Source organism: Micromonospora sp. NPDC048905 (assembly GCF_040649655.1).
GTDB lineage: Bacteria > Actinomycetota > Actinomycetes > Mycobacteriales > Micromonosporaceae > Micromonospora.
In genome coordinates this window covers 389,106-410,918 of record NZ_JBEZFV010000008.1, presented here as the reverse complement: position 1 = coordinate 410,918, position 21,813 = coordinate 389,106, and the positions used below count along the sequence as shown (strand labels likewise).

Below are 21,813 nucleotides of genomic sequence, written 5' to 3'. Positions count from 1 at the left end.
GGCGGTGACGCGCGCAAGTGGATCCGTCAGGACCCGCCAACCGTCCGTCCGAGACACCGTCACCGGCGGCGGTCCAGCAGCAGGACGTCCACGGTAGAGCCGGCCGCGGCGGTGGTGACCCGCTCACCGAGCACCAGCAGCCCGTTCGCCTCGGCCAGCCCGGAGAGGGTGAACGGTCCACCGCTGAGTGGCTGCACCGTGTACCCGCCCCCGCGCCGCTCGGCGACGTGCGCCGGCCGGAACTCACGCAACCCGGCCGGGGACGACACGGTCTCCAGCAGGTGCGCTCGCACGCTGGGGCGGAACACCGGTTCGGCGCCGGCGAGCAGTTGGATGGCGGGACGGGCCAGCACCTCGAACCCGATCAGGGCGGCACCCGGGTCGCCGGGCAGGCAGACCACCGGCACCTCCTCGGCGCCGACCGTGCCGAACCCGAGCGCGGTGCCGGGATAGAGCGCCACGTCGGTGAACGTGACCGGCCCGACCCGGCCACCCTCGCGGCGGGACAGGATCCGGCGCACCATGTCTCCGGGGCCGGTGCCGGTGCCCCCGGTGGTGATGATGAGGTCGGCGCGCAGGGTCTGGTCCTCCAGCAACCCGCGCAGCCCCTCCGGGTCGTCGTCGCAGATCCCCACCCGGTACGCCAGTGCGCCCACCTCGGCCGCGGCGGCCGTCAGCGCGTGCGAGTTCGCGTCGACGACCTGCCCGGGCTGACTGCCCCGACCCACGTCGACGAGTTCGTCACCGGTGGCCACGATGACCACCCGCGGGCTGGGGCGGACCACCACGTGCCCGATGCCGGTGGCGGCGAAGACCGCGACCAGGGCCGGGGACACGTACGTGCCGGCGCGGGCGAGCAGGGTGCCGGCGGGCAGTTCCGCACCGGCGCGCCGGACCCCGTACCCCCGTTTGGGGGTGCGGAAGATCTCCACCGCGGCCATGCCCTGGTCGGTCCACTCCACCGGGACCACGACGTCGGCGGCGACCGGCAGCGGCGCCCCGGCGGCCACCGAGAAGCACGAGCCCGGGGTGAGTCGCACCGGCCGCCAGCTCGCCGCCCCGAGATCGCCGACCACGTTGAGCCGGATGGTCCGGCCACCGCGTGTGCCGGAGGGGGCCGGGACGTAGCTCGGCCCCCGGCCCCCTCCGGAAATGTCCTCCCAGCGCGCCGCGTAGCCGTCCACGGCCGCCTGGTCGAAGGCCGGGAAGGCGTGCGGCGCGACGACGTCCTCGGCGAGGACGTTGCCGTGCGCCTGGGTGAGCTCGAGGTCGAGTGGCGGCAGCGCGCGCAACCTGCGCAGCACGCTGCCCAGGTAGTCGGCGAGCGGCGTCAACTCGTTCGCGGCCGCCTCGGCGTCGGCCGTCGCGGTCATGTACCAGATCCGCCTGCCGCGTCGGCCTTGACGAAGTCGGCCAGCCAGGACCGGAACTCGGCGCCCAGGTCCTCGCGCTCGGCGGCGATCTGCACCACCGTCTGGAGGTAGCCCAGCGGCATGCCGGTGTCGTAGCGGGTGCCCCGGTAGACGATCGCGTGCACCGGAGTGCCCTCGGTGCGCAGCAACTCCATCGCGTCGGTCAGCTGGATCTCGCCGCCACTGCCCGGCTTGGTCCGCCGGATCGCGTCGAAGATCTTGCCCGGCAGCACGTACCGGCCGAGCACCGCGAGGTTGCTCGGGGCATCCTCGGGCTGCGGCTTCTCCACCATTCCGGTCACCCTGACGACCTCACCGATGTCGGTCAGCTCCGCCTCGGCGGGCTCGACGGAGGCGATGCCGTACCGCTTGGTCTCGGCCGGGTCGACCTCGAAGAAGGCGAGCACCACACCGCCGGTGCGGGCCTGCAACTCGAGCATCGCCGGCAGCAGCGGCTCCGAGGGCTTGACGAACTCGTCGCCGAGAAGCACCGCGAAGGGCTGGTCGCCGACGTGCGACTCGGCGTACCCGACGGCGTGGCCGAGCCCGAGCTGCTCGGGCTGCCGCACGGTGTAGATCTCGGCCAGCTCGCTGGGCCGACGCACCGCGGCCAGCCGCTCGGTGTCACCCTTCTCCTCCAGCCTGGTCTCCAGGTCGGGGCGACGGTCGAAGTGGTCCACCATCGACGTCTTACCCCGACCGGTGATCAGCAACACGTCACCGATGCCGGCCTGGGTGGCCTCCTCGACGATGTACTGCAGAACCGGCCGGTCCACCACCGGCAGCAACTCCTTGGGCACCGCCTTGGTGGCGGGCAGGAACCGGGTGGCCAGTCCGGCGGCCGGGATGACGGCCTTGACCGCCAGGGGACGGCCGTTCGCGGCGGCCGTCGATGAGGGGTTCGCTGAGTGCTCCGACATGCCGCGAGACTATCGGCCACGGCTCTGTCGCGGCGGGTGTGGCCCAGAAGACGCGCCGCCACCCGGCCCCGGCCGCGCGGGATCCGGGCCGGCGCGGGCCGCATCCTCGTCGATGTCCGCCGGGTCGTCGGCCGGAACGGGCCACGCGTGCGCCGGCGACCCTTCCGGTACGCCCACCGCCGGCTCCGACCGGGCGGACCCGCCCGGCTCCCGGTTGGCAGGCACCGGCTGGCCGGCGCGCGGCAGCCCGTCGGGTGGGCTGACGGCACCCGCGAGCACCGGTATCTCCCGGGTGGTCACGTCCGGGCGTACCTCGGCGACCCGGTAGGTGTCGCGGCCGGCCGCCTTGGCCGCGTAGAGCGCGTCGTCGGCGGCCTCCAGCACCTCCCGGCCGGTGCTGCCGTTGTCCGGGTAGACGGCGATGCCCACCGACACCGTCACGAGCACCGGCCCGGCGTACGCCTCGACGGCGATCGGCGTCTCGCGAACCGACGCGCCGAGTCGCTCGGCCACGATCGCCGCGCCCCGCGCGTCGGTCTCCGGCAGCAGCAGCACGAATTCCTCACCGCCCTGCCGGAAGGCGAGGTCGACCTCACGGATCTCACCGCGCATCCGCCTGGCGAACTCGGCCAGCACGGTGTCCCCCGCGGCGTGCCCGTACGTGTCGTTGACGTCCTTGAACCGGTCGAGGTCCAGGGCGAGGACGCTGAGCATCCGCCCGAAGCGGCTGGCCCGTTCCACCTCACGTCGGATCGACTCGCGCAGGTAGCGGTAGTTCCACAGCCCGGTGAGCGGGTCGGTGAGGGAGAGTCGTTGGGCCTCCTCGTGCACCCGGACGTTGTCGACAGCCACCGCCGCGTGTCCGGCGAAGGTGCGCAGGGTGGCCAGGTCGTCGTCGTCGAACTCGTCGGCGCCCAGCCGGTCGTAGAGGGCCAGCACGCCGAGCGCCGCCGCCACGCCGGCCTCGTCGGCCGGGCCGGAGGATCCGCTGAGGGTGGCCGCGGCCGAGCCCGGGGTGGCGAACGGGACCGCGACGTACGTGCGGCAGCGTGGCTCGATGGACGGGGCGTCGGTCGGCTCCGCCCTTCCCCGCTGTGGCTCCCCGGTGGCGGCGACGGCGCCGACCACACCGACCCCGACCGGCACCCGGAGCGTCGGCGGCCCGTCCCCGTCCGCCTCCGGCCAGCGCCCGTCCAACCCCTCGGTGCACTGCGCGACGAGCATCCCGCCGGTCTCCACCAGCAGCACGGCGCCGGCACGCGCGCCGGTGGCGCCGATGGCGCTGCGCAGGATCACCCGCAGGATGCGTTGCAGGTCGTGCGTGCTGGCCAGGGTGTCGCCGAGCACCGCGAGGTGACCGCGGAGCTGGTCGCGGTTGCTGGTCAACGCCGCGACGTAGGAGCCGGTCTCCCGGGTCATCCGGTTGAACGCGGCGGCGAGCCGGCCCAACTCGTCGCGGCTGCGGACCGGCACCCGGGCGGTCAGGTCGCCGTGCGCGACCCGGTCGACCGCGCCAGCCAACTCGATAAGCGGTCGGGTGGTCATCCGGGCCAGCCGCCAGGCGGTCAGCACGGCGAGCAGCGCGGCCACCACGACCACCCCGATCAGCGTGGCGTGCAGCCCCGCCGGGCGCTCGCTGGGCACGGACACCACGAGCGGCAGCGGCTGCGCGTCGGTGGGCCCGATCCTGCGCACGTACCGGCCCTGGCTGGTCTCGGTCACCCGCTCACCGTCGACGGCGCTGGCGGCGGCCAGCACCGCGTCGCGTACCTCGCGGGATTCGGTCGTGTGGGTGACCCGGGCGGCGCCGGCTCCGCTGTCGAGCAGGGTGACCGCCACCCCGGTCACCGCCGCCAGCCGGGCCACGAACGCCGGGTCGACACGGTGCGCGGCGGTCACCGTGCCCAGCAGCGCGCCGGCGCGGTCGCGGAGGTCGACGTGGGCGGCCAGCGCGCGGACCGGACCTGTCGCATCCGTGGTCGGGCCGGAGCAGTCCCGCCACGGGGTCGACGGCGCCCCGGGCGACAGAAAGGTGGTCTCGCCGCTCACGTCGGTGATCAGCACCGCGGCGACCAGGCCCCGGCCGATCAGTTGGGCGGCGGCGACGGACGGATCGGCGCTGAGAGCCAGCACGTCGGCGGTGGCGCGGAGCTGCTGGCAGAGCGCGTCGACCGAGGTCCGCACGGTGGACGCCGCCACCGCCAGGCGCTCGGTGGAGCGGCTGCGGTCGACGGCGCTGACGGTGGAGGCGACGAAGAGCGCGCCGAGCAGGACCGGGCCGAGCACCACCACGAGGAAGGCTGCCGTCAACCGCCCGCGTAGCGTCACTCGGTCCCCCCGGAAGTTCCGCCTCCGTTGCTTGCGATGCTGACACAGTGCAACCGTGAGAGAGGCGTTGCGTCAGGAGTGTTGCGTGGCGGAATTTTCTGATGAAGCGGAAGTGACCCGAATGGCGAAGCGGGACGCCCGCGTCGAGCTGCTCGCCCGCCGCCGGTCACTGAGCGGCCCCACCCGGGCCGTCGCCGCCGGGCGCGTGCAGGCCGAGCTGGTCACGCTGGTACGCCGGCTGCGCCCCCGCCGGATGACGGCGTACGTGCCGGTCGGCTCCGAGCCGGGCGGCGCGGACCTGCCGGAGGTGCTGCGCGCGGCCCTTCCGGCCGACGCCGAGTTGCTGCTGCCGGTCCTCCTCGAGGACCTGGATCTGGACTGGGCGGCCTATACCGCCCCCGGGGCCTTGATCGCCGCCGGCCGGGGTATCCGGGAGCCGACAGGTGCCCGTCTCGGGGTGGCCGCCGTGGCGGAGGCGGACCTGGTGCTCGTACCGGCCCTCGCGGTCGACCGCCTCGGTCGGCGACTCGGACGCGGCGGCGGCTCGTACGACCGGGCACTGGCCCGGGTGCCCGAGACGACGCTGACGGTGGTGCCCCTGCACGACGGCGAGCTGGTCGAGGCGCTGCCGGCGGAGCCACACGACCGTCGTGTCCGCGCGGTCGTCACCCCCGCCGACGGGGTGCGTACGCTTGACGCCGACCCGGGTGCGCCGCATGATGTCGCGCCTCACACGTCCGCTGGACGAACCCGGGGCGAATGACGCACCATTGGCACTCGAATACGTCGAGTGCCAACTGGCTGAGCCCAGATCCGGAGGAGAACGTGCCCACGTACCAGTACGCCTGCACCACGTGCGGTCACCAGCTCGAGGCGGTGCAGTCCTTCTCTGACGAGCCGCTGACCGAGTGCCCGGCGTGTCAGGGGCGGCTGCGCAAGGTCTTCAACTCGGTCGGCATCGTCTTCAAGGGTTCGGGCTTCTACCGCACCGACTCGCGGGCGTCCGGCTCTGAGGCGACGGCCGGCGGCACGACCGGCAAGCCCGGTAAGTCCGATTCATCGTCCTCGGGTGCGGACTCCGGGTCGTCTGGCTCGTCCTCGTCGGGGTCGTCCTCGTCGGGGTCGTCGTCGTCCGGGTCGTCCTCGTCGGGGTCGGGCTCGTCGGGGTCGGGCTCGTCGGGGTCGTCCTCGTCCGGCGGGTCGAGCGGCGGCGGCAAGGCCGCGGCGGCCAGTTCCACCTCCTGACCCGCCAGGGTCGACTCGCTCGGCGATCAAACTTTGATCCACTCGGGTTCACGGAACTCGGCCCGTCCAGGCAGGCCGGACACCCCGGCTTCCGTGACCCCGAGTCGATCAGCGGGCCGCCCTGCTCGGCACCTCCGTTCGCGTAGCAGATCGAGCCGGCAGGCGGGCGTTGTCCACAGGCCGTCGAGTTATCCACAGGCGCCGGCGAACGGCCGGTTGACCAGGGCGTGAGCCGCCTAGTCTGCCGCCCACGGGTCGTCACCGCGACGCCCCAGGGCGGGAGGCGACAGAGGCGATGGGCGATCCAGACTCCGCGCGGGCGTTACGGCCACTGCGCCGACCCACCCTGCCCGGCGGACCCCTCCTGTTCCGGGCCGGAATGGTCGCCGCCCTGCTCGGCCTGGCCGCAGCCGTCCTGCAACCGCCGACCGGCTGCCCACCGCCCGCCGCGCCCTCCGACGGGCCGACGGGAGCGGCTGCCACGTCCAGACCGGACGCCGACGGCAGTCCGATCACCAACGGCAGACCGGACGACGACGGCGCGGCCGGCCCCACGGACGGTGGCGGACCGCCCGGTCCACCCCCAAGCGGCCCAACCACCGGGAGCGGCACGGCGGGTCCGCTGCCGCTGCCGAGCGGCGCCGTCGGGGTGCCGGTCCGGCTGGCCGAGCCGGCCGCCCTGGCGGTGGCCCGTCCAGGAGTCCGGGTCGACCTGCTCGTGGTGGCACCGGGCGGGGTGGGCACGAAAGCGGTGTTGCTCGCTCCGGCGGCGCTGGTGCTGGACGTGTTGGGTGCCGCCCCGACCGACAGGTCCCCGGCGCTCTATCTGGCGCTCCGCCCGGACCAGGCGCAACGCACCGTCGGGTTGCCGGAGGGCACGCGCTTCGCGATTGTCGTCCGCGACTGAGTCGCGCCGGGAGTTGGCCGCGCTCCGCGTCAGTCCCAGTGCGGAGGACGCTCGGCGAGCAGCCAGTCGTCGTTGCCAGCCGCCCGCTCGCCCCAGCCCCGGTCGGTGTCGTCGGAGGTCTGCTCGGGCAGCACCACGAAGTCCTCGCTCAGGTCGACGGTGCGGTCGTCGTCGGGCGCGGCCTGGTTGCCGGGTTCCATGGGGCTCACGAGCGGCAAGACTAGCGCAGCGAACGGGCAGTGGACCGGTCGCCGACGGTGGCGCGTCGCGCAGAAGCGGACGGGCCGCCGGTCGCGTTGGTAGCGTCGGACGGCGTGACGACCCCCAGCGGTGGCAGCACCCCGGACGACTACTGGCGACGGCCCGGCACCGGTGACGAAGCGGTGGCGGCCCAACCCCCCGCCTCGTCCACGAGCACCCCCGCGAGCGGCTATGTGGGCCCGCCGCCGACCGTGCCGCCGCCGACCGGTTGGCGGCCACCCGTACATCTGCGGCCGGCGCCGCCACGACGGCTGCCGCCGCAGGACATGGCCGAGTTGGACGTGGCTGAGCAGCGCTCGCAGCGGGTCACCTACGGCTTCGGGGTGGGGGCCGCCGTGGTGTTGGTGGTCGTGGTCTGCCTGCTCTGCTCGCGAATCATCTTCTGAAGCGGGTCAGAGGGTGGTGCCCCAGACGGCCTCGGCGCCGCTGTGGCCGGTGAGATAGACGTAGACCAGGGCGGCGATGGACAGCGCCACGACCGCCACCGCCAGCACCGGCGTGACAAGCGTCGGCAGCCGCGGCACCCGGGGATGTCCACTGGTCGCCACCAGCAGCAGAATGGCCCCGATCCCGAGCGGCACCACGATCCGGAAGAGGATGTCGCCGTAGCGGGAGTGTTCGAAGATCTGGTCGAGGATCGGTCCCTGGAAGCCCCGGGCGACAAGCGCGTCGGTGAACACCTCACCCGACTTGACGGCCACGAACGCGGTCACCGGCGCCGCCACGGCGAGGAGGCCCAGAGCCCAGTCCAGCCGGTGCCGCCACCGCGGCAGCCCCACGTACGCCATGGCCAGCACCGCCAGCAGCGGCACGAACACGACGACCGCGTGGACCACCAGGACGTGTCCCGGCAGACCGAGGATCTCCTCGAACATCGAACCCTCCAGGTGGATCATGGTCAGGAGAGCGCAGGCGTACGGCCCGACCGGCCGTCCCCAGGCTCTCGACCGGTCACACGCGCGCCGCGTCGATCGGGTTCACCGTCGGAGGCAGCAGGCCCGATCTTCCCGGGCTGTGTCGGCGACCACCTGGGCCGGGCGACGGTTGTCGATGCTCGTTCAGCCGGCGCGTCCGGGAACGCCTCGACTCGGTCTCCACCCAGGCGGCGTACGACGTGCTGGGCGCGCTGTCCCGGGCCGGGTCGTCCCGCCGGATCGAGCCGGCCGGCGGTCCCGCCCGCTACGAGGCGCGTGTCGGCGACAACCACCATCACGTGGTCTGCCGGGGCTGCGGCGAGATCGACTGCGCGGTGGGCGGCGCACCGTGTCTGGAGCCGAACGTCACGCACGGGTTCGAGGTGGACGAGGCGGAAGTGACCTTCTGGGGTCTCTGCCCGGGCTGCCGGGCGCGCCGCTCCGCCGACGTGTGACCGGGCGGCGCCGACGGGACGTGTCCGACGGGGTCGGCCCGAGCGTGGCACTCTTGGGCGGTGGACTCCGATGACCTCGGCCTCTTCGGTCCAGGTTCGGTCACGTGGAAGGTGCACGAGGAGCCGATCCTGATCGTCGCCGGCCTGCGCTCGCTCTACCTCCAGGCGTTGCACCCTCGGGCGATGGCCGGGGTCGCGCAGAACAGCAACTACCGCACCGACGCGTGGGGCCGCCTGGTCCGCACCGCCACCTATGTCGCAACCACCGTCTACGGGACCACCGCGGAGGCGGAGGCGGCCGGAGCACGGCTGCGCCGACTGCACGACCGGCTGCGGGCCACCGACCTGCGCACCGGCGCGGAGTTCCGGATCGACGAGCCGGACCTGCTGCGCTGGGTGCATGTCACCGAGGTGGAGTCGTTCCTCAGCACGGCCCGGCGGGCCGGGCTGCCGCTGAGCGACGACGAGGTGGACGGCTACTACACCGAGCAGCGCCGATCCGCCGAGCTGGTCGGTCTGGACCCGGCCACCGTGCCGGGCACCGCGGCCGAGGTCGAGGACTACTACCGCGACGTACGGCCGGAGCTGCGGATGACCCGCGAGGCCGCCGAGACGGCGATCTTCCTCACCGCTCCGCCGCTGCCGTGGAAGCTCAGCCTGCCGGCCCGGTTGGGGCTCACCCTCGGCCCGCCCCGCTGGGCGTACCTGGGGATTGCCGGCACCGCCTTCGCACTGCTGCCGGCCTGGGCGCGCCGGATGTACGGCGGGCTCGGTCTGCCGACCACCGCGGTGTCGGCGGACCTGACCGTGCGCGCGCTGCGGCTCGCGTTCGCCGCCGTGCCCCGTCGTTACCTGGAGGGGCCGTTGATCCAGGCCGCCAAGGAGCGGGCCGCGCGTCACGCCGCCAGCCAACTGGCCGGCTGACCCGGCCGCCGCCACCCGAGGTCAGCCGTCGACGTGCCGGTCCATGGCCGCCCACGGCTCCTTGCCCGGCACCTGCGCGCCCGTTGGGCAGTGCCGCCGGAAGTCGCACCAGCCGCAGCGCGGGCCGGGCGCCACCGGGAACGCCTCGTCCGCGTCGGCGCCGTCGGCGACCGCCCGTTCGGCGGCCATGATGTCGCGGGCCGTCTCCTCCGCGCGGGTCAACTGCCGGGCCAGTGACTCGACGGTGTGGTCGTGGCCGGCGACCGTGCCGGTCGGCAGGTGGTGCAACTCCACCCGACGGCACGGCTTGCGGAACACCCGCTCGGCCGCGTACGCGTAGAGCGCCAACGCCTGCGAACCCCGGGCGTCGTCGGTGTCCAGGCCGGTGCGACCGGTCTTGTAGTCGACGATGACCAGCTCGGGCCCATCCGGCCCGGGTCGTGAGTCGATCCGGTCGGTGCGGCCGTTGAACGCCAGCACGGCGGTCTTGACCGCCACCACCCGCTCCACACCGAGCGGGTCCGAGTCGGCGTCAAGCGTCTCGACGTACGCCTCCAACCAGCCCAAGGCCCGTCGGTAGGCGGCCCGCTCCTGCTCGTCGTCGCGGTAACCCTCGCGGACCCAGGTGCCCTTGAGCAGGGTGGCCAGGGCTTCGGGGCGACGCCGGTCGGCGGGCAGCGCATACCAGTTTTTCAGGGCGGTGTGCACGCTGGCGCCGAGCGAGTTGTGCGCCCACGGCGGGCCCTTGGGCGGGGCCGGCCGGTCGACGTAGGAGTAGCGGTAGCGGCGCGGGCAGTCCGCGTACGCGCCGAGCTTGCTCGGGGTGCAGACGAACAGGCGCTCCGGCATGCCCTCGAAGCCAAGCTGCTCGGCATCGCCGGCGCGCTGTCGGGGAGCCCGGCCACCGGCCGCCGGCCGTCCCGCTGAGGAGGATCGTCGCACGCCTGCGATCCTGCCACCCACCCCCGACACCGTGCGGGAGCCGGTCAGGTCATGTTCACGTACCGGGTGACGAAGGCGAACACCGCGTCGGCGATGAGCTGCACGGCGATCGCGGCCAGCAGCAGGCCGGCGATCCTGGTCAGCACCTCGATCCCGCCCGGCCGGAGGATCTTCACGATGCCGCCGGAGAAGCGGAGGACGATCCACACCGCGAGCATCACGGCGAGGATCGCCAGGGCGATGGCCGTGAAGTCGCCGAACCCGTCGGCCTGCTGGACGAAGAGCATGGTCGCCACGATGGCGCCCGGACCGGCCAGCAGCGGGGTGCCCAGCGGCACCAGGGCGATGTTCGAGGTGGCGTCCGCGCTCGGGCCGTCGGTCTTCCCGGTGAGCAGTTCGAGTGCGACGAGCACGAGCAGCAGCCCACCGGCCGCCTGCAACGCCGGTAGGTCCACGTGCAGGTAGTCCAGCAGGGTCTGCCCCGCCACCGCGAAGACCACGATCACGCCCAACGCCAGCGTGACGGCCTGCCAGGCGGCCCGGTTACGGTCCCGGGCGGGCAGCGGGCCGGTCAACGCCAGGAAGATCGGCATCATGCCCGGCGGGTCGGTGATCACCAGCAGAGTCACGAAGACCTCGCCGAACAGCTTCAGATCCACGTGATCAACCTAGCCGCGCCAGAGTGGGCAAAATACTCGGATCAGCCCGAAGCGACCTCGGTCACCCCGGCGGCGACGATCCGCTCGTACGCATCGACGCTCGTGGTGAAGGCACCGAGCTGGACGGCTTTGTGGGTGCCATGGAAATCCGACGAACCGGTGACGAACAGCCCCAACTCGGCGGCGAGCGCTCGCACGTGCTCCCGTTCGGCCGGGCTGTGGTCCTCATGGTCGGCCTCGAGCCCGGCCAGCCCCGCGGCGGCCAGCTCGGCGATCAACTCGTCGGGCACCACCCGACCGCGCCGAGTGGCCCGGGGATGGGCGAAGACCGGCACGCCGCCCGCCGACCGGACCAGGTGGATCGCCCGGAACACGTCGATGTCGTCCTTGGGCAGCCGGTAGCGCTCGCCCAGCCAGTCCGGGCCGAACGCCTCCCGGGTGCTGCTGACCAGGCCGGCCCGGATCAGCGCCTGCGCGATGTGCGGGCGGCCGACGGTGCCGCCGCCGGCACTGGCCAGGATGTCCGGCCAGCTCACGTCGATGCCGTCGGCTCGCAGCAGCCCGACGATCCGTTCGCCGCGCTCCTCCCGGGCGGCTCGCACCCGGCCCAGCTCGGCCACCAGTTCCGGGTGGTCCGGGTCGAACAGGTACGCGAGCAGGTGCAGCGGCACCGCCGGCCGGGTGCCGGACCATCGACACGACAGCTCCGCCCCCCGGATCAGGCGTAGTCCCGGTGGCAACGCCCGCACGGCCGGCGCCCAGCCGGCGGTGGTGTCGTGGTCGGTGATCGCCAGCACGTCCAGCCCCGCCTCGGCGGCAGCCCGAACCAGCTCAGCCGGGGGCAGCGTGCCGTCGCTGGCCGTCGAGTGGGTGTGCAGGTCGATACGCGGGGCGGAGCCGGTATGCGAGGTCACCGTCCGACGCTACCGAGGAACAACCGAGCCCGGTTCACGGAGGTCACCTCGATCGGTCGGGTCAGAGGCCGGCCACCAGGACCGGCCGGTCCCCGGCCGGCACGCCGGAGACCGCGGCGGGGCTCGCGGGTTTCCCGGCCCGCACCCGAGCGATGTCGACCTGGACCAGCGCGCCGGCGGCGTCGAGGTAGGAGGCGTGGGACTCGTCGGCCCAGACGATCGAACCGGTGATCGGTGGCCCGGCCGAGACGGCTGTCGGGTTCGACCCGAGCCGCCGCAGGTCGACCAGCAGCGCCCGGCTGGTCTTGCCGACCCGCCCGTTCACCAGCAGCCACCGCCCGTCGGCGGAGATTCCGCCGACGCCGTCCTGGCTGAGCTCCGGCCCGCAGCCGGTCTCGACGGGGCGCAGGTGACGGGTCGGGTCGAGCACGGCCAGGCACGTCCGACCCGGGTCGGTGGAGATCTGCCCGACGAGCCGCCCGTCGGGCAGCCCACCGTAGAAGTTGAGGGTTTCCTGGTCGACGGCCTCGGTCAACGGCCCCGCGCCGGGTCGCCAGAGGGTGTGGCCGGCGTCCGCCGGGTCGGGTCGGACCAGCACACTGTCGCCGACGAACCGGACGGGCACCGCGCCGGCGGGCGCCACGGTACGCGCCGCACCGATCAATTGACCGCCGACCACCCCCGCCACCAGCAGATCGCTGCCGTCCCGCCAGGCGACCTGGCGGCTGTCCGGGGCCAGCACGATCGAACCCGCTCCGGCCAGCAGCACCTGCACCAGGCCGTCGTTCTGCACCACCCGGAGGGAGCGGCCCGCGGTGGTCCGCGTACTGACCACCAGCCAACCGCCGCCACCGGGCAGGAGTTGGGCGCTTTCGGCCGACCCGACGTCGGGCAGCACCAGCCGTCGGCCGTCGGGGCTGACAAGCGTCTCGGCCCCGAGCAGGGCCGCTGACGGTCCGGGCGAGGGATCGGTGCCGGAAGCGCTGGCTGTCGGGATCGGCCGACCGGACAGGTCCGGGTCACCGATCACCACGATGGGTGAACCCTCGCGGCCGGTCTCGGCCCCGAGTTGTGCCATGCCGGCGCTGAGCAGGACGGTGGCGACCGCCCCGATGGCCAGGCCGGCCGCGGTACGCCGCCGCCGGATCCGGTTCGCGCGGCGGATGGCCTGGCCTGCCGGGTCGACGCCCTGTGGGCGGGCGAGGGCGACCTGGCGCGAGAGGGTCTCCCGCACCGCACCTTCCAGCTCGTCCGGCCGCACCTGGTAAGAACGCCGCGGGCCGTCCGTCCGGTTGTCGGGCTGGCCCGGCAATGCGCTCACTGCTGCTCCCCGGGGCCAGTGCCGACTGGCACGGGCGCCGGGGCGGAGGGGAGCACGACCTGCGGGCCGATCGGCTGCGGCGCGGCCGGGCGGGGAGTGGCCGGGCGGGGCTCGGGGCGGCCGGCCGACTGGCGCGCTCTGCGCGCGGCGGCGGCACCGGCGGTCGGGACCGGTCCGGTCGGGGCGCTCGAGCCGCCGGACCGGCCGGCCGCGGCGGCCGACCCGCCGGCGGCACCGGCAGCGGCCGGCCGACCGGCAGCACCGGCTGCGGCGGTCAGGTCCGGCGTGTCGGCGCCCATCCGACGGCGCAGCGTGGCCAGCGCCCGGGACGACTGACTCTTCACCGTGCCCGGTGAGATGTTCAGCATCGCGGCGGTCTGCGCCTCCGACAGGTCCTCGTAGTAGCGGAGCACCAGCACCGCCCGCTGCCGGGTGGGCAACTCGCGGAGGTGCCGCCAGAGCAGGTCCCGGTCGAGTTGCTGCGAGATCTCGTCGACACCGGCGCGTTCCGGCAACACCTCGGTGGGGCGTTCGCCGTGCCAGCGTCGCCGCCACCAACTGGTCGACGTGTTGACCATCACGCGTCGGGCGTACGACTCGACGGCCTCGATCCCCCCGAGCCGCTTCCAGGCGAGGTAGGTCTTGGTCAGCGCGGTCTGCAGCAGATCCTCGGCCGTGGCCCAGTCGCCGGTGAGCAGATAGGCGGTGCGGAGGAGCGCGGCGGAGCGGGCCGCGACGAACTCGCGGAACTGCTCCTCCAACGGATCCCTGCTCGCCACCGCCCACCTCCACACCCCAGCCGTCCTGGCAGAGTGCCACGTCAGAGGCGTACTGGTCCATGGCGAAAGGTGCGCACTTGCTCCGATGTTCGGTCGGAAACCTTCACGCCCCGTCGTCGGCCTTGGCCTCGTCGGCCTCCTTGCCGAGCCGAGCCTCGACTGCCTGCGGCTCGTACATCTCCTCGACCACACGCAGGTAGAGCTCGTTCGGGTTGGGCAGATTCTTGACCTCGCGGAGCGCCTGTTCCTGGCCGGCGGACTCCAGCACGAAGGTGCCGTAGTTGAGGGCGCGCCCCGTCGGCGTCTGCTCGTACTTCATGTCGGTGACCCGGACCAGCGGCATCATCGCCACCTTGCGGGTGACGATGCCGTTGACCACCATGACCCGCTTGTTGGTCAGGATGAAACGGTCATACCACCAGTCGGCGACCTTCCACGCCACCCACCCCATCACCGCGAACCAGAGCAGCACGGCGATGGTGGTCAGCGCGCCCACGTCGTTGCCGGCGAGGAAGCCGGAGAGGTAGCCGAGCACGAAGGTCGCCGCGACGCCGATGAGGAGCGGGTTGGTGAGGTGGATCCAGTGCCGCTTCCACTCACCCCGGTAGCGCTCGGTGGGGAAGAGGTAGCGGGCGACCAGCGAGCTGGGCTCGTCCTCCAGGGGCAGCACCCGTCGAGGAGTCGCGCCCGTCGCGTCGGCGCGCAACCCGGCCAGCTCGTCCTCGGAGATCTGCGGCTGCTGGTAGCCGGCCTCCGGGTCCCGGATCCACGCTCGACCCGAACGACCCTGGCCGGCGTAGCCGGGCCCGTCGCCATAGCCGACGTCGTCCGAAAGGGACGGACCGTCGGACAGGCCGGGACCGGCCCCGTAGTCCGGGCCGTCATCAGGCCCGATCCGTGGGATCGGCTCAGTGTCTCGCTCGCGACGTTCCCGGTCGGGGTCGTCCGGGTCGAAGGGTGGACCGGAAGGGCTGCCCATCGGCGGTTAAGCGACGAGGCTGGTGAAGAAGTCGCCGAACCCCTGGGCGATATCCATGATCCCGCCGCCGAGCGACTTGAACACATCCGCCGCCGAGTTTGGCCGGTAGGCGACGAAGAAGATCAAGAATGCGATTCCGGCCCAGGTGAGGACCTTCTTGACCATGGCGGGCCATCCTCTCGCGCGGCGCCGGGTCCCATTACCGCAGCGGCACCCAGAGTATCAGTGTGGTGTCGTACAGTGAAGATCTGCGTCCGTTCTCCGTCAACCCGGAAAGCTTGTCAAGCCCTCCCGGGTAGGTACGGGGACGGTGCGCCGTACACGAGCTCGGGCGGAGTCCACTCGGTCAGGTCGTGTAACACGACGTCTTCCGCGAGGAGATGACCCGCACTCGCCGGCCAGGCTATCGCATGGAGCCACATTCCCCGAGCTTCGCCGGCGTACGCGCTTCGATCCGTCGGAGAATTAACCAACCACAGTGGAGTCGGATGGCCGCCGACCTTGATCTTCGCCTGTCCGACGTGGTCGGGGTGACCTGGCCCCGGGTCGGTCAGCGCGCCGATTAACTCCGGCCCCGGGTCCGGGCCGGCCAGCCCGGCGAGTCGGGTGCCCAGGCCCACACCGGGTTCCTCGGCCACGAAGACGAGATCCGCCGGACCACCGCCGAGTGGCGCCGGACCGGCGCAGGCCACCGCGGTCGCCCGCACTCCCGTCCGCTCGTCCCCGGCGTACGCCACGCCGGTGAGTGTCCAACCGGGGGGCAGCGGCCACGGGCACCACAACGGCGTCACCGGTGGATCGCCGGTCGCGGTGATCTGCTCCACCACGCTCGCCACGATCTCCGCTCCGATGTGCTCGGGCACGTGCAACGGCGGCACCGGGCCACAGCGCACGCACCTCGAGTCGGTGTGCATCAGATCCGGCGCCCGTACCGGGCCCCCGCATCTCGGACAACTCACCGCGACACTCACATCCCCACCGTCTCCCCGGACCGCCGGCACGTCAAGCCGGAACGTCCGATTCGGCACCGTACGTGGGTCAGTCCGGCGGCGCGCCGGCGTGCGCACGGATCCAGGCGTGCATCGCGATACCGCTGGCCACGCCCGCGTTGATCGACCTCGTCGAGCCGTACTGGGCGATCGAGTAGAGCTGGTCGCACGCGGCGCGGGCCGGCGCGGAGAGGCCGGGCCCCTCCTGACCGAACAGCAGCACACAGTGCCGGGGCAGGGTGCCGGTCTCCAGCGGGAGCGAGCCGGGCAGGTTGTCGATGCCGAACACCGGCAGTCGCCGATCGGCCGCCCAGGCGACGAACTCCTCGATCGTCTCGTGGTGTCGCACGTGCTGGTAGCGATCGGTCACCATGGCGCCGCGCCGGTTCCACCGGCGCCGCCCGACGATGTGCACCTCGGCGGCGTTGAACGCGTTGGCGTTGCGGACCACCGTGCCGATGTTGAAGTCGTGCTGCCAGTTCTCGATCGCGACGTGGAAGCCGTGCCGGTGCCGGTCCAGGTCGGCGACGATCGCCTCGTGCCGCCAGTAGCGGTAGCGGTCGACGACGTTGCGCCGATCCCCCTCGGCCAGCAACTGCGGGTCGTAGCGAGGGTCGTCCGGTGGGTCCCCCGGCCAGGGGCCCACGCCCACCTCAAGCTGGTCGTCGGTCACGATCACCAGAGGGTACGGACCGTGCCGGCGCTCGGCGCGACGGCCTGCCGGTCAGCCCAGACCGAGCGCGGCACCGAGTCGGTCCAGGAAGCGCCGGTCCGCCGGGGTGGCGGGCTGGTCCACGCGGCGTTCGCCGGGGCCGGGCACCGCGCGGCAGACCCGGGCCGCGACCGACTGCACCCACTGGCGGTACGCGGCCGAGTCGGCGGGGTCGGCGCGCCGCCCGAGGACGCGACTCGCCGCCCGACAGGCGGCCAGCAGGTCCACCAGGTCGGCGAGGCGTTCGACCGGCGGCGACGTGCCGTCGTGCCGGGCGTAGATGGCGGCGACCACCGCACGGACCAGGTCGCTGTCGGAGGCCCGGCCCGCGGCCACGGCGTCCAGGCCGGTCAGACCCGCCAGCACTCCTCGATCCGGGCGACCGGGGCGGGGCGCCGCGGTGGCCACGAGAACGCGACCGGGCAGGCTGATGAGCAGATCCCACTCGGCGGCGGAGTAGACAGCGGTGGTCAGGGGTGCGGCTCGACGGCCGGCAGAGGGCGGCTCTCCGGCGACGGAGTGGCTCATCGGAACCTCCGGCGTCAGCATATGTCCCCCGCGACCCGGACAGCGCCCCTTCGCCACACAACCCGCTGACGGGTGAGCTGGGCCGGAGTACGGGCGGCGGTCGGCCCGCCGCGCCGCTCAGCGTGGCTCGGGGAAGCTGGGCCGCTCCGGATCCACTCCCTCGGGGGCGGCGGCGGCCGCGTACTCCCGCTTGGGGACCATGACCTTGCGCCGGAAGACGCAGACCATCGTGCCGTCCTGGTTGTATCCGCGGGTCTCCACCGACACCACGCCCCGGTCGGGCTTGGAGCCGGACTCACGCTTGTCCAGCACGGTGGTCTCGCCGTAGATGGTGTCGCCGTGGAAGGTCGGCGCGACGTGCCGCAGCGACTCGACCTCGAGGTTGGCGATCGCCTTCCCACTCACGTCCGGCACCGACATGCCGAGCAGCAGGGAGTAGATGTAGTTGCCCACCACGACGTTGCGCTTGAACTGGCTGGCTGTCGCGGCGTAGTGCGCGTCCAGGTGCAGCGGGTGGTGGTTCATGGTGAGCAGGCAGAAGAGGTGGTCGTCGTACTCGGTCACGGTCTTGCCCGGCCAGTGCCGGTAGACCGCGCCGACCTCGAACTCCTCGTAGTAGCGGCCGAACTGCATCCTGGTCCCCTTCGACGGGCGGCGATGGAGTTCGGCACAGCATGCCTTACCGGTGGTTAAGGAAACTGCCCGGGAGCGACCACGGCGGAAATGTCACACCGGTCACCCACAAGGGGGGAGACGCAATGAGCGGCGGGGCCCTCCCCGGCACCCGCCGCCCACGCTCTGATGGGGAGAATTCTGCCCTACGGATGCGTAGGTCCGACAGAGACTGAGGTCACATTTATCTTTTTGTAACACTACTCTCAGTGATGGACCGAGAGTTGATCAGCGATCTCCGCAGGCCGGATACCTCCTCGTCAGGCACCAAGTTACCGATTCGTAGCGGGCAGGCGGGTGGATCTCCCTGGAACCGCTCCCATCACCGCAGGTCACGCAAGTGCGTCATGCATTTGCGTTCCGCAGATCGAGATGAACAGACGTGGGTCGATGACCCGCAGCGCCCCCCGGCAGGCCGCGCACGTTTCGGGCCGGACCGCCCGGGAATTCGATACGGTCAGCCCTGGTTCTACGGGACGTAGACAAACCGCGGTGATCGGAGAGTGCAATGGCAACCGTTGAGCTGACCTCGGCGAACTTCGACGAGGTGACCGGCAACGACGGCATCGTCCTGGTCGACTTCTGGGCCGACTGGTGTGGTCCGTGCAAGCGGTTCGCCCCGGTCTACGAGCGCTCCTCGGAGAAGCACCAGAACATCGTCTTCGGCAAGGTCGACACGGAGGCTCAGCAGGAGCTGGGCGCCAAGTTCGACATCCGGTCGATCCCGACGATCATGGCGATCCGCGACGGCGTGATCGTCTTCGCCCAGCCGGGCGCCCTTCCGGAGTCCGCCCTCGAAAACCTGATCGAGCAGGTCGAGGCACTGGACATGGACGACGTCCGTAAGCAGCTGGCCGAGCACAAGCACTGAGTCGTCTCCACGACGGCATCCGAAGGCCGGGCCCCGGCAGGGGGTCCGGCCTTCGTCGTGCCCCCTTCGTGATCAGCTGCCCGGGCAGGCCCACCTGACCGTCGGAGGGACCCGAGGCGGCCGGTACATCCCGTATCGTCACGACCTGATGGAGACCCTGACCACCCGCGGGCGCGTGACCCGGCTGGGCGCGACCGCACTCGTTCTCGTCCTGCTGCTGGCCGGCACCTTCTGGGGCAGCGACGACGACTTCCCGTTCGGCCCGTTCCGGATGTACTCCACCTCCAACCCGCCGAACGCACCCGCGCCGGACACCCGCGTCGAGGGGGTGACCAGCACGGGCGCCGTGGTCGACCTCGACCAGAACGCGACAGGCATCCGCCGCGCCGAGATCGAGGGGCAGCAGGACCGGTACGCCGCCGACCCGGCGCTGCTCGCCGAGGTCGCCGACGCGTACGCCGAACGCCACCCGGATGCCGCCGCGCTCGTCGAGATCCGCATCGTCATCCGCTGGCACGGCATCCGTGCCGGCCGGCCGACCGGCAAGCACACCGACGAGACCGTGGTCCGCTGGCAGGCTCCCCGATGAGCCGCTGGCTGACCGAGGCCGTGCCGCGCGGTCGCATCGCCGCGTTCCGGACCGTGATCTACCTCTTCGTCGCCGCCGACCTGGTGTTCTTCACCCCCTGGGTGCGCACCCGGGTCAGCGTGCCCGGCGAGCTGTACCAGCCGCTGCTGGTCGGCCGCCTGCTCCCACTACCGACGCCGACCCCGGCGCTGGTGGCGGTCATCTTCTGGGCACTGCTGCTCCTCGCGCTCCTCGCCGCGACCGGGCGCGCGCCCCGACTGCTCGGTTGGGCGGTCTGCGCGCTGTACCTGGAGTGGATGATCATCGCGATGAGCTACGGGAAGGTCGACCACGACCGGATCGGGCTGCTCGTCGCACTGGCCGTCCTACCCACCGCCGGTCGAGCCCGCCACGGCGACACCACCCGCACCGAGGCCGGCGGGTGGGCGCTGCGCGTCACCCAACTCGCGGTGATCTGCACGTACTTCCTGGCCGCCTTCGCCAAGCTGCGCTTCGGCGGCCTGGACTGGCTGACCGGCTCGGTGCTGGCCCGAGCGATCATCCGACGCGGCACCGACCTGGCCGACCTCATCGCCCAGGTGCCGCACCTGCTGATCGTCGCCCAGTTCGGCATCGTCGCGTTCGAGCTGCTCAGCCCGGTGGTCTTCCTGCTGCCGGCCCGCTGGCGGCTCGCCATGGTCGGCTTCTTCTACTCGTTCCACGTCGTCACCATCGCGACCATCACGATCTCGTTCGCGCCGCACCTGGCCGCGATGACCAGTTTCCTGCCGCTGGAGCGGGTCCGCCCGGTGGTCTGGGCCCGCCGGCTCGCCGGCCGGGACACCCCCGGATCGACCTCGACGGACGTCGACACCGCATCGCCGCCGCCTGACCAGGAGCGGGTCGGCGCCAGCACGGACCGGACACCGCTCGGCGATCAGGCCCCGGTGGTCGGACGTCCGGCCGGACCGTAGAGCCGCTCGCGCGCCTCCTGCGGCAGCGAGCACGCCGCCGTGCCGCCCGGCAGGCGGTGCCGGTTGCGCGCCACCCAGCGGTACACCGGCCAAGCCGCCGCGCGCACCGGCGGGAACCGCAGGCCCGCCCCGGCCATCCGCCAGACCGGGCCGCTGTCGGCGAGCAGCTTCGCGATGGCATCCGGACCGGCGGCACGTACGCCGTCCGCCCCCACCCACTGCACGGCCTCCTCGCACTCGGCCACGGTGAGACCGAGCGCGTCCAGGTCGGAGAACTGCCAGGGCACCACCCGCGCGCCCGTGGGAATCCGGCGAGCGATGAACTCGGCGCACTGCGTGCAGAACGCGCAGTCCCCGTCGTAGACGAAGGTCGACGTCTCCATACCGTCCATCCTCCCCTCTCCGACCACCCGAACGACCACCGGTGTACGGCGGGTCACTTGCACTCCACTCGTACGCGTGTTCGAATAGTGGCCATGCGCTGGGACAACCTCACCGCTCCCCCGGTTGAGGGAGACCCCGAGCGGGCAGCGCCAGCGACACCACCCCTGCCGCTGGCGCTGCCCGGCGCCGTCGCCCGCACCTTCGACACTCCCGAGTTCGCCGGGATGACCTTCTACGAGGTGCAGGCCAAGTCGATCCTCAATCGGGTGCCCGGGCAGTCCCGCGTCCCGTTCGAGTGGACAATCAACCCATATCGGGGCTGTTCCCATGCTTGTGTTTACTGTTTCGCGAGAAATACCCACACTTATTTGGATCTCGACGCCGGTGCGGACTTCGACCGGAAGGTGATCGTCAAGGTCAACGCCGGTGAGCTGGTCCGACGGGAGTTGGGCGGGCCGAAGTGGCGGGGCGCGCACGTGGCGATGGGCACCAACGTGGACTGCTACCAGCGGGCCGAGGGTCGCTACCGGCTGATGCCGCAGATCATCGCGGCCCTGCGGGACTTCGCCAACCCGTTCTCGATCCTCACCAAGGGCACGCTGATCCTGCGCGACCTGCCCCTGCTGCGGCAGGCCGCCGAGGTCACCACCGTGGGCATCTCCTTCTCGGTGGGGTTCGTCGACGAGCAGCTCTGGCGTTCCGTCGAGCCGGGCACGCCGCATCCTCGCCGCCGGCTGGACGCGGTCCGGGCGCTCACCGACGCCGGCTTCTCCGTCGGGGTGCTGATGGCCCCGATCCTGCCCGGCCTCAGCGACAGCGACGAGTCGATCGACGCCACCGTGTCGGCGATCGCCGCGGCCGGTGCGACGAGCGTGACCGCCCTGCCCCTGCACCTGCGTTCCGGCGCTCGGGAGTGGTACGCGCACTGGCTCGCCCGGGAGCACCCGCACCTCGTGCCCCGCTATCGCGAGCTCTACCGGGCCGGCGCGTACGCCCCACAGGCCTACCAGCGGGAGTTGACCGCGCGGGTGCGGATCGCGTCCCGCCGGCACGGGCTGCACCGCGGGGAGCGGGGCGACAACCGCAGCCTGCCCGAGCCACCCGCAGCGCCGGCCTCCGAACAGCTCACCCTGCTCTAGGCAGAGCTACAGTCGG

At 72.5% G+C, this 21,813-nt stretch carries 26 protein-coding genes and 2 pseudogenes; 10 read left to right on the top strand and 18 right to left on the bottom strand.

Annotated elements, in window-relative coordinates; all coding sequences use genetic code 11:
* Positions 1–59: 59 nt before the first annotated feature.
* The 3 genes from glp to AB0C01_RS23235 are packed head-to-tail and all read right to left on the bottom strand — an operon-like array spanning position 60 to position 4,660.
* Positions 60–1,373: a gephyrin-like molybdotransferase Glp gene (gene glp, locus AB0C01_RS23245; RefSeq protein WP_357241216.1), complete on the bottom strand. Its 1,314-nt coding sequence runs from the start codon at positions 1,371–1,373 to the stop codon at positions 60–62.
* Entirely contained in the window at positions 1,370–2,332 is a 963-nt protein-coding gene (locus AB0C01_RS23240; protein ID WP_357241213.1) for a UTP--glucose-1-phosphate uridylyltransferase, read from the bottom strand. The genes glp and AB0C01_RS23240 overlap by 4 nt, the downstream gene beginning before the upstream one ends.
* Before the next feature lie 9 nt (positions 2,333–2,341).
* Positions 2,342–4,660, bottom strand: a complete 2,319-nt coding sequence (locus AB0C01_RS23235; RefSeq protein ID WP_357572094.1) for a diguanylate cyclase — start codon at positions 4,658–4,660, stop codon at positions 2,342–2,344.
* Between the two features lie 85 nt (positions 4,661–4,745).
* Here AB0C01_RS23235 and AB0C01_RS23230 point away from each other — a divergent pair, with 85 nt between their 5' ends.
* Positions 4,746–5,423, top strand: a complete 678-nt coding sequence (locus tag AB0C01_RS23230; RefSeq protein ID WP_357241207.1) for a 5-formyltetrahydrofolate cyclo-ligase — start codon at positions 4,746–4,748, stop codon at positions 5,421–5,423.
* Positions 5,420–5,626 (top strand): annotated as a pseudogene (locus AB0C01_RS23225) (FmdB family zinc ribbon protein); the annotation flags it as partial. The gene AB0C01_RS23230 and the pseudogene AB0C01_RS23225, both read left to right, overlap by 4 nt.
* 14 nt (positions 5,627–5,640) lie before the next feature.
* On the opposite strand, the gene AB0C01_RS23220 reads toward AB0C01_RS23225, so the two are convergent.
* A complete protein-coding gene (locus AB0C01_RS23220) occupies positions 5,641–5,898 on the bottom strand; it encodes a hypothetical protein (RefSeq protein ID WP_357572104.1) in 258 nt (85 codons plus the stop codon).
* 302 nt (positions 5,899–6,200) lie between these two features.
* Here AB0C01_RS23220 and AB0C01_RS23215 point away from each other — a divergent pair, with 302 nt between their 5' ends.
* Positions 6,201–6,812, top strand: coding sequence for a flagellar biosynthesis protein FlgA (locus tag AB0C01_RS23215; protein WP_357572093.1), 612 nt, complete (start codon positions 6,201–6,203; stop codon positions 6,810–6,812).
* 29 nt (positions 6,813–6,841) lie between these two features.
* On the opposite strand, the gene AB0C01_RS23210 is transcribed toward AB0C01_RS23215, so the two are convergent.
* The gene (locus AB0C01_RS23210) at positions 6,842–7,021 is read right to left on the bottom strand and encodes a hypothetical protein (RefSeq protein WP_357242431.1); all 180 of its coding nucleotides are present in this window, start codon (positions 7,019–7,021) and stop codon (positions 6,842–6,844) included.
* Positions 7,022–7,126: 105 nt separating this feature from the next.
* Here AB0C01_RS23210 and AB0C01_RS23205 point away from each other — a divergent pair, with 105 nt between their 5' ends.
* On the top strand, positions 7,127–7,459 hold the full coding sequence (locus AB0C01_RS23205; RefSeq protein ID WP_357241202.1) for a hypothetical protein: 333 nt from the start codon (positions 7,127–7,129) through the stop codon (positions 7,457–7,459).
* A 6-nt stretch (positions 7,460–7,465) separates the two neighbouring features.
* Here the strand turns inward: AB0C01_RS23205 and AB0C01_RS23200 are convergent, their stop codons facing one another.
* Entirely contained in the window at positions 7,466–7,948 is a 483-nt protein-coding gene (locus tag AB0C01_RS23200) for a hypothetical protein (protein ID WP_357242351.1), read from the bottom strand.
* Between the two features lie 185 nt (positions 7,949–8,133).
* Here AB0C01_RS23200 and AB0C01_RS23195 point away from each other — a divergent pair.
* Together AB0C01_RS23195 and AB0C01_RS23190 are read left to right on the top strand one after the other, a co-directional pair.
* Positions 8,134–8,442, top strand: a pseudogene (locus tag AB0C01_RS23195) (transcriptional repressor); the annotation flags it as partial.
* Positions 8,443–8,502: 60 nt separating this feature from the next.
* On the top strand, positions 8,503–9,366 hold the full coding sequence (locus tag AB0C01_RS23190) for an oxygenase MpaB family protein (protein ID WP_357241199.1): 864 nt from the start codon (positions 8,503–8,505) through the stop codon (positions 9,364–9,366).
* Positions 9,367–9,387: 21 nt separating this feature from the next.
* Here AB0C01_RS23190 and AB0C01_RS23185 read toward each other — a convergent pair whose 3' ends face one another.
* The 11 genes from AB0C01_RS23185 to AB0C01_RS23135 all read right to left on the bottom strand — a co-directional run bounded on the left by AB0C01_RS23185 (position 9,388) and on the right by AB0C01_RS23135 (position 17,822).
* Positions 9,388–10,308, bottom strand: coding sequence for a PD-(D/E)XK nuclease family protein (locus AB0C01_RS23185; protein ID WP_357241196.1), 921 nt, complete (start codon positions 10,306–10,308; stop codon positions 9,388–9,390).
* A 44-nt stretch (positions 10,309–10,352) separates the two neighbouring features.
* The gene (locus AB0C01_RS23180; protein ID WP_357572092.1) at positions 10,353–10,967 is read right to left on the bottom strand and encodes a MarC family protein; all 615 of its coding nucleotides are present in this window, start codon (positions 10,965–10,967) and stop codon (positions 10,353–10,355) included.
* Between the two features lie 41 nt (positions 10,968–11,008).
* Entirely contained in the window at positions 11,009–11,881 is an 873-nt protein-coding gene (locus tag AB0C01_RS23175) for a PHP domain-containing protein (protein ID WP_357572091.1), read from the bottom strand.
* 61 nt (positions 11,882–11,942) lie between these two features.
* Positions 11,943–13,202: a hypothetical protein gene (locus AB0C01_RS23170; RefSeq protein ID WP_357572090.1), complete on the bottom strand. Its 1,260-nt coding sequence runs from the start codon at positions 13,200–13,202 to the stop codon at positions 11,943–11,945.
* The gene (locus AB0C01_RS23165) at positions 13,199–13,981 is read right to left on the bottom strand and encodes a SigE family RNA polymerase sigma factor (RefSeq protein WP_357241184.1); all 783 of its coding nucleotides are present in this window, start codon (positions 13,979–13,981) and stop codon (positions 13,199–13,201) included. The genes AB0C01_RS23170 and AB0C01_RS23165 overlap by 4 nt, the downstream gene beginning before the upstream one ends.
* Positions 13,982–14,084: 103 nt before the next feature.
* Positions 14,085–14,960: a PH domain-containing protein gene (locus AB0C01_RS23160; RefSeq protein WP_357241182.1), complete on the bottom strand. Its 876-nt coding sequence runs from the start codon at positions 14,958–14,960 to the stop codon at positions 14,085–14,087.
* A gap of 6 nt (positions 14,961–14,966) precedes the next feature.
* Positions 14,967–15,125 carry a hypothetical protein gene (locus tag AB0C01_RS23155; protein WP_007455302.1) on the bottom strand — a complete coding sequence of 53 codons (159 nt, stop codon included), beginning with the start codon at positions 15,123–15,125 and terminating at the stop codon, positions 14,967–14,969.
* Between the two features lie 116 nt (positions 15,126–15,241).
* On the bottom strand, positions 15,242–15,919 hold the full coding sequence (locus AB0C01_RS23150; RefSeq protein WP_357572089.1) for a DUF6758 family protein: 678 nt from the start codon (positions 15,917–15,919) through the stop codon (positions 15,242–15,244).
* 79 nt (positions 15,920–15,998) lie between these two features.
* Positions 15,999–16,622 (bottom strand): RNA methyltransferase, encoded by a 624-nt coding sequence (locus AB0C01_RS23145; protein WP_357241176.1) that lies wholly within the window; start codon positions 16,620–16,622, stop codon positions 15,999–16,001.
* A 51-nt stretch (positions 16,623–16,673) separates the two neighbouring features.
* On the bottom strand, positions 16,674–17,189 hold the full coding sequence (locus tag AB0C01_RS23140) for a hypothetical protein (RefSeq protein WP_357241173.1): 516 nt from the start codon (positions 17,187–17,189) through the stop codon (positions 16,674–16,676).
* Between the two features lie 117 nt (positions 17,190–17,306).
* Positions 17,307–17,822: a MaoC family dehydratase gene (locus tag AB0C01_RS23135; protein WP_357241170.1), complete on the bottom strand. Its 516-nt coding sequence runs from the start codon at positions 17,820–17,822 to the stop codon at positions 17,307–17,309.
* Between the two features lie 547 nt (positions 17,823–18,369).
* Here AB0C01_RS23135 and trxA point away from each other — a divergent pair.
* The 3 genes from trxA (at position 18,370) to AB0C01_RS23120 (ending at position 20,274) form a co-directional block, all read left to right on the top strand.
* Complete coding sequence (gene trxA / locus AB0C01_RS23130) at positions 18,370–18,732, top strand: thioredoxin (RefSeq protein WP_074316526.1); 363 nt, start codon at positions 18,370–18,372, stop codon at positions 18,730–18,732.
* 148 nt (positions 18,733–18,880) lie between these two features.
* The gene (locus tag AB0C01_RS23125) at positions 18,881–19,321 is read left to right on the top strand and encodes a hypothetical protein (RefSeq protein WP_357241166.1); all 441 of its coding nucleotides are present in this window, start codon (positions 18,881–18,883) and stop codon (positions 19,319–19,321) included.
* A complete protein-coding gene (locus tag AB0C01_RS23120; protein WP_357572088.1) occupies positions 19,318–20,274 on the top strand; it encodes an HTTM domain-containing protein in 957 nt (318 codons plus the stop codon). The genes AB0C01_RS23125 and AB0C01_RS23120 overlap by 4 nt, the downstream gene beginning before the upstream one ends.
* Here the strand turns inward: AB0C01_RS23120 and AB0C01_RS23115 are convergent.
* Positions 20,238–20,657, bottom strand: a complete 420-nt coding sequence (locus AB0C01_RS23115; RefSeq protein WP_357241161.1) for a DUF393 domain-containing protein — start codon at positions 20,655–20,657, stop codon at positions 20,238–20,240. The genes AB0C01_RS23120 and AB0C01_RS23115 overlap by 37 nt on opposite strands.
* 93 nt (positions 20,658–20,750) lie before the next feature.
* Between AB0C01_RS23115 and AB0C01_RS23110 the strand changes: the two genes are divergently transcribed.
* A complete protein-coding gene (locus AB0C01_RS23110; protein ID WP_357572087.1) occupies positions 20,751–21,797 on the top strand; it encodes an Rv2578c family radical SAM protein in 1,047 nt (348 codons plus the stop codon).
* Positions 21,798–21,813: the final 16 nt, after the last annotated feature.

Bases quoted from the DNA above. Each gene is read 5' to 3' on its own strand.
- glp (WP_357241216.1), bottom strand. From the start codon at position 1,373: ATGACCGCGACGGCCGACGCCGAGGCGGCCGCGAACGAGTTGACGCCG.
- AB0C01_RS23160 (WP_357241182.1), bottom strand. From the start codon at position 14,960: ATGGGCAGCCCTTCCGGTCCACCCTTCGACCCGGACGACCCCGACCGG.
- AB0C01_RS23125 (WP_357241166.1), top strand. From the start codon at position 18,881: ATGGAGACCCTGACCACCCGCGGGCGCGTGACCCGGCTGGGCGCGACC.
- AB0C01_RS23110 (WP_357572087.1), top strand. From the start codon at position 20,751: ATGCGCTGGGACAACCTCACCGCTCCCCCGGTTGAGGGAGACCCCGAG.
- AB0C01_RS23155 (WP_007455302.1), bottom strand. From the start codon at position 15,125: ATGGTCAAGAAGGTCCTCACCTGGGCCGGAATCGCATTCTTGATCTTC.
- AB0C01_RS23115 (WP_357241161.1), bottom strand. From the start codon at position 20,657: ATGGAGACGTCGACCTTCGTCTACGACGGGGACTGCGCGTTCTGCACG.
- AB0C01_RS23200 (WP_357242351.1), bottom strand. From the start codon at position 7,948: ATGTTCGAGGAGATCCTCGGTCTGCCGGGACACGTCCTGGTGGTCCAC.
- AB0C01_RS23215 (WP_357572093.1), top strand. From the start codon at position 6,201: ATGGGCGATCCAGACTCCGCGCGGGCGTTACGGCCACTGCGCCGACCC.
- AB0C01_RS23135 (WP_357241170.1), bottom strand. From the start codon at position 17,822: ATGCAGTTCGGCCGCTACTACGAGGAGTTCGAGGTCGGCGCGGTCTAC.
- trxA (WP_074316526.1), top strand. From the start codon at position 18,370: ATGGCAACCGTTGAGCTGACCTCGGCGAACTTCGACGAGGTGACCGGC.
- AB0C01_RS23120 (WP_357572088.1), top strand. From the start codon at position 19,318: ATGAGCCGCTGGCTGACCGAGGCCGTGCCGCGCGGTCGCATCGCCGCG.
- AB0C01_RS23140 (WP_357241173.1), bottom strand. From the start codon at position 17,189: ATGAGCCACTCCGTCGCCGGAGAGCCGCCCTCTGCCGGCCGTCGAGCC.
- AB0C01_RS23240 (WP_357241213.1), bottom strand. From the start codon at position 2,332: ATGTCGGAGCACTCAGCGAACCCCTCATCGACGGCCGCCGCGAACGGC.